Origin of the sequence: Halorubrum sp. SD683, from assembly GCF_002135045.1 — an archaeon.
Taxonomy (GTDB): domain Archaea; phylum Halobacteriota; class Halobacteria; order Halobacteriales; family Haloferacaceae; genus Halorubrum; species Halorubrum ezzemoulense.
This window is the reverse complement of record NZ_NEWJ01000115.1, coordinates 1-5,302: the sequence shown is the minus strand read 5'-3', so window position 1 is coordinate 5,302 and position 5,302 is coordinate 1. Positions and strand designations below refer to the sequence as shown.

At 71.2% G+C, this 5,302-nt stretch carries 6 protein-coding genes and 1 pseudogene; 2 read left to right on the top strand and 5 right to left on the bottom strand.

Going from position 1 to position 5,302, the window contains the following annotated elements:
* A pseudogene (locus B9G49_RS15575) lies at positions 1 to 289 on the top strand (methyltransferase type 11); the annotation flags it as partial.
* Positions 290 to 332: 43 nt separating this feature from the next.
* Here the strand turns inward: B9G49_RS15575 and B9G49_RS15570 are convergent.
* The 3 genes from B9G49_RS15570 to B9G49_RS15560 all read right to left on the bottom strand — a co-directional run bounded on the left by B9G49_RS15570 (position 333) and on the right by B9G49_RS15560 (position 1,492).
* Complete coding sequence (locus B9G49_RS15570) at positions 333 to 767, bottom strand: universal stress protein (protein WP_049930422.1); 435 nt, start codon at positions 765 to 767, stop codon at positions 333 to 335.
* Positions 768 to 840: 73 nt separating this feature from the next.
* Entirely contained in the window at positions 841 to 1,197 is a 357-nt protein-coding gene (locus B9G49_RS15565) for an RNA polymerase Rpb4 family protein (RefSeq protein WP_086216979.1), read from the bottom strand.
* 1 nt (position 1,198) lies between these two features.
* A complete protein-coding gene (locus B9G49_RS15560) occupies positions 1,199 to 1,492 on the bottom strand; it encodes a 50S ribosomal protein L21e (RefSeq protein ID WP_049930420.1) in 294 nt (97 codons plus the stop codon).
* Positions 1,493 to 1,686: 194 nt separating this feature from the next.
* Between B9G49_RS15560 and mptA the strand changes: the two genes are divergently transcribed.
* Complete coding sequence (mptA, locus tag B9G49_RS15555; RefSeq protein WP_049930419.1) at positions 1,687 to 2,613, top strand: GTP cyclohydrolase MptA; 927 nt, start codon at positions 1,687 to 1,689, stop codon at positions 2,611 to 2,613.
* A 40-nt stretch (positions 2,614 to 2,653) separates the two neighbouring features.
* On the opposite strand, the gene B9G49_RS15550 is transcribed toward mptA, so the two are convergent.
* Positions 2,654 to 3,460 carry a TrmB family transcriptional regulator gene (locus tag B9G49_RS15550; RefSeq protein WP_049930418.1) on the bottom strand — a complete coding sequence of 269 codons (807 nt, stop codon included), beginning with the start codon at positions 3,458 to 3,460 and terminating at the stop codon, positions 2,654 to 2,656.
* Positions 3,461 to 3,582: 122 nt separating this feature from the next.
* On the bottom strand, positions 3,583 to 5,241 hold the full coding sequence (locus tag B9G49_RS15545; RefSeq protein WP_086216978.1) for a DUF255 domain-containing protein: 1,659 nt from the start codon (positions 5,239 to 5,241) through the stop codon (positions 3,583 to 3,585).
* Positions 5,242 to 5,302 lie beyond the last annotated feature (61 nt).

Here is a 5,302-nt window from a genome sequence, read left to right as displayed (position 1 = left end):
GGCCGGGTGCGCGCGCCCGGACGGGGTGGTGAGCGGCGGGGTGGACCTCGGGGAGGGGGTGGTGGTCGCGTGGTGTGTCCCGGGGGGGAAGGGAGCGGGGAGCGCCGCGCTCCGGGCGTTCGTGGCGGTGAACGGTCGCCGCTTCGACGCGCGGGGCGACGACCCGCTCGGCAGGCTCGCGGAGCGCACCGCCGCCGCGCGTCGCGCGCTCGACGACGGCGCCGCGGTCCGGGAGCGCGATCAGCGGCTCTTCGGGACGATCGCCGTTGAGACCGGCCGGAACCGGTGACGCACGGGGGCCGACGACGCGGGGCGGGGGCGGCCGCGCGTGCTCACTCGGAGACCGGGACGGAGACGACCGTCGCGTCGGCGTTCCGGATGACGCGCTCGGTCGTGCTCCCGAGCAGGTCGCCGGCCGCCGCGTCGAGGCCGCGTTTGCCCATCACGACGGCGTCCGCGTCGACGGCGTCGGCGTACGCCGCGATCTCGTGGGCCGGGACGCCGGACTCGACCGCGGTCTCGCTGTCGATGCCGGCGTCCGCGACGGCCGTCGCGACCCGGTCGACCGCCGCTTCCAGCTCGTCGCGGCGCTCGGGGTCGTCGTCGTCGAACTTCTCCGGCTTGCCGGACCGGTCGTACATCGGGATCTCTTCGACGACGCCGAGGACGTGTACCGTCCCGTCGGCCGCCGTGACGTCGATCGCGTCGTCGACCGCGTCGAGGGCGGCGACGCCCTCGCCGGTCGGAACGAGGGTGGTCTGGTACATGCGGCTCGACATACGGGCGGAAATCTGAAAAAACGTGGCGACGGACCCCCACCGGGCCGGAAGAATCTCGCGGTCAGGCGTACTTCGCGACGACGTCGAGGATCTCGTCGAGCTCCTCGCCGTCGAGCGAGTAGCGCTCTTGGGCGAACACCGAGCGGAGCTCCGTGCGGTCCTCCGGGAGTAGGTCGGTGATTTTCACGGCGGTCGGCACGTCGACCTGGTCGAGGTCGGTCAGCTCCTCGACGAGCTCGCGGGACTCGTCGGCGTCGAGGTTCGCGAAGCGGTTGACGTGTTCGATCGCGCGGGCCAGCTCGTAGCGGAGATCGCGGTCCTCGTCGGCCGCGCGCTCGTCTTCGATCTCCACGAGGATCTCTTTCGCCTCGGAGGTGGTGACGTACTCCTCGTCGAGCTTCTCTTTGAAGATCGTCATCTCAGTTCTGCTGCGCCCGCATGTGAGCGGCGGTGACGATGAGCGTCTTCGTCTTGCCGCCGTCCGGAATCTCGACTTTGAACGCCGACCCCTGCTTGCCGATGACGGTGCCCGTCCGGCCGTCGAAGCGCGGGTGGAAGCGCCCCTTGGGGACGCTCGGGTCGATCTTGAGGTGGACCTGCGACCCCTCCTCGAACTCCTGGATCGCTCGCTGCGGCGGGGAGGTGCCGCGGTTGCGGGGCTTGTTCGAGAGCTTGTCGCGAGTCGCCTTCTGCGGCCCATTGGAACTCGGCATGGTCTTGGAACACCTTCCGCTGCCGCCGTTATAAATCGTGCGTTACGGCCCGCGGGGCGTGGAGGTCTCACACGCGCGGATCGGCGGTGCCCCTCACTTTCGCGTCGTGCGCGGCCGGGACGCACGCGCGCGACTACCCGACGTACCTCCCCCTTCCGAAAGGGCTAATCCCGAGAGTCCCTATCATGTTCGTAATGAGTCATCAGCTGCCGGACGTACAGGCCTCGGCCCCCGACGTCACCGTCGGGCTGTCGCAGGTCGGGGTCACCGGCGTGGAGAAGCTCGTGAAGCTGGCGCGCGGTGACAAGCGACCCATCGTCCTCATGGCGGAGTTCGAGGTGTTCGTCGACCTCCCGAGCGGCCGCAAGGGGATCGACATGTCGCGGAACCTCGCGACGGTCGACGAGATCCTCGAAGACATCACCCGCGAGGAGGCGTACCGCGTCGAGGACGTCTGCGGCGACGCCGCCGAGCGACTCCTCGAGAAACACGACTACACCACCACCGCCGAGGTGTCGATGACGGCGGAGCTCGTCACCCGCGAGAACACGCCCGCCTCCGACATCGAGACGCAGAGTACGGCGACGATCGTCGCCAGCGCCGAGGCGACCGAGGACGGCACGCGCGAGGAGATCGGCGCCGAAGTGACGGGGATGACCGTCTGCCCCTGCTCGCAGGGGATGAGCGAGTCGCGGGCCCGCGACAAGCTCGCCGAACTCGGCATCGACGAGGAGACGACCGAGGAGTTCTTGGACGCCGTCCCGCAGCCGGGCCACTCCCAGCGCGGCCACGCGACCCTGACGATCACGACCGACGGCCACCCCGACGTCGACCTCCGCGACGTGATCGACGTCGCCCGGGACTCGATGAGCGCGCGCATCTATAACATGGCGAAGCGGCCCGACGAGGACCACATGACCTACGAGGCCCACGCCGACGCGAAGTTCGTCGAGGACTGCGTCCGCGCGCTCGCCGAGGGCACCGTCGAGGAGTTCCCGCACCTCTCGGACGACGCCGTGATCCGCATGAAACAGTCGAACGACGAGTCGATCCACCAGCACAACGCCCACGCCGAACGCGAGGTCAGACTAGGCGACCTGCGCGGCGAACTCGGCCGGTAAGCGTCTCGCACCGCGCGCCGCGTCCCGTCTCGGTGTCAGCTCACCCGAACGTCAGCGGCTCCGCCTCCGCCCACCGCGGCTCGAACTGCTCTTTCACGCTCGTCGCGAAGTCGATGTCCTTCACGTCGATCATCGCGAACGGCTCGTCCGCCGACAGGGGGTGTGGCACCTCGATACACACCTCGATCTCGTCGAACACGTTGAACGTCCCGTCCACGTTCGGCGACGTCCGGACCTCGAACCCGTCCATGTCGGCGAGTTCGGAGGTGTACCGGCTGCCAACGCTCCGCGGGAGCTCGTCGACCGTCGCCGGCGACAGCAGCACCCGGATCTCCACGCCGCGTTCGAGCGCGGACTCCAGCTCGGCGGTGACGCGCTCGCCGATCGTGCCGAGGTCGAAGCCAGTCGCCGGCGCGCCCGCGACCACGACCACCCTGCGCTCCGCGGCGGCGATCCGCTCCAAGAGGAGGTCCGTCGCCTCCTCGGCGCCGACCGCCGCGGTCCAGAACTGGCCGTCGACCGGCTCGCCGGCGTCGAGCTCGGCGGAGAGGTCGTCGACCACCGACTCGTACTGCTCGGCCTGCGTCCGCAGCTCCTGTTTCTTCTCGTCGAGCAGGCGGTCCAGCGCGGCGTCGGGCTCGACCGCGACGTACTTCTTCGGTCGGCTGGCGGCCTGACTGCGGACGAGGCTGTGCTGCTCTAAGCTGTTGAGCACGTCGTATATCCGCCCCATCGGGACCTCGCTGGCCCGAGAGAGGTCCTTCGCCGTCGTCGGACCGGTCCGGAGGAGCGCGCGGTACGCCCGGGCCTCGTACTCTGAGAGCCCCAGGTCGCGGAGAGATGCCATACCCGGGGATGCCGCGGCACCCGTATAAACGCGTCGCCCGTTTACGATCCGGACCGACCGATCGGGCGTCCTCGCCGCCACCGGCGCGACGCGGCGATTTTTCCCCGGCGTATCGGCGCGGCTTACGCTAGGACGTCGCCGACGCGACGCATCAACTCGTCGGGCGTTTCCGCCGGCTCGGAGGTCTCGTCGCCCGCGAGGACGACCGCGGTCCCTTCTGGCACCGTCCGCGGCGCGGGCGCGTCGGCCTCGTGTGCGTTCGGTGCGATCACCTTCTCGTGGTCGGCGACCCGCCACGCGGCGCGGTGGAGGTCGCTCCCGGGTTCGGTCCCGACCGCGATGACGGTCGTGCCGCGCCGGAGCCGGGCGGCGAGGCTCCCGTACGCGGCGACCTGAACGCTCAGGCGCTCGGTCGCGCCGGCGAACGCCTCGGCCGTCTCGCGGGCGACCTCGCGGTAGCGGTCCTCGCCGGTGAGCGCCGCGAGGTCAAGGAGCGCCGTCGCCATCTCGACGTTGGCGTCGAGCGGGCGGAACGACCGGTCGAGCAGTCCCGCCCCCGAGCGCGGCCCGTCGACGAACGACCCCTCGACGTGGAGCCGGTCGATCGCTCGGTCCGCGACCGCGCAGGCCACGTCGGCCCCCTCGCCGCGGACGCCGGCAGCGCGGACGTACGCCCCGACCACGCGGGCGGCGTCCTCCAACAGGTCGGACTCGCCGGCCTCGTCGCTGCCGCGGTAGTGGGTGACCGCGCCGCTGTCGGCGTCGATCAGGTCGCGTTCGAGGCCGTCGAGGATCCGGTCAGCGTACTCGCGGGCCCCCTCGTCGTCGGTGTAGGCGGCCACCGCGAACAGCGCGTCCGCGGCGAGCGCGTTGCCGCCGGCGAACACGGTCAGGTCGCGGCGGGGGTCGTCGAGGTCCGCGCGGTCCTCGGCGGGGGCGGCGTAGTAAGCGCGGCCGAGCCCGGGACCGAGGCTGCCGCCGACGCCGTAGCCGGTCCAGAGGTCGTCGGTGAGGAAGTCCACGGCGTCGAGCGCTGGGTCGAGGTACGCCTCGTCACCGGTGTAGAGGAAGGCGTTCGCGAACGCGCGGGTCACGGCGGCGTTTGTGTCGAGCGGCTTCTCGTAGGCGACGTCGCCCCAGTCGGACGTCCCCGCGTAGCGGAAGAATCCGCCGTCGACGTCGTCGGTGAGGTGGTCGCGGACCGCGTCGAGCGTCCGGAGCGCGCGGTTCCGGTCCCGCTTCAGCGCGAACTCGACGGTCCGCGGGAGCGGGAACTTCGCGTCTGTCCCCCAGCCGGCGTGCTCGGCGTCGTACTTCGCCTCTAGCTGCCCGGCGAGGTGGCTCTCTATCCCGTCGGTCACGTCGCCGCGGGGCGGCAGGTCGGCGTCGAGCGCCCGGGGGACGCGCCCCGCGTCGCGGCCCTTGTCGGTCCACATCTGTCGGACCGATTCGAGGACCTGCCGCATCCCGTCGACGTCGAGGTAGCCCGCGCCGGTCAGCAGTCTCCCCTCGGGCGTGAGGAAGGCGGTCGTCGGGAACCCGCCCATGTTGTAGCGCTCGCGCACCCGCGGGTGGCGATCGACGTCGACGCGGAGGGGGACGAACCCCTCGTTGACGTTGGCAGCGATCCGCGGCTCCGCGTAGGTGATCGCGTCCATCTCGTGACAGCCCTCGCACCAGGTGGCCGACAGCGAGAGCAGCACCGGGCGGTCGCGCTCGTCGGCCTCGGCGAACGCCTCGGGGCCCCAGTCGCGCCACTCGACGCGGGTCGCGTCGCTCATACCCGCAGTCGGCCCGGGACGGGGGTAAGCGCTTCGAGAGCGGAACGGCGCGGCCCGAAAG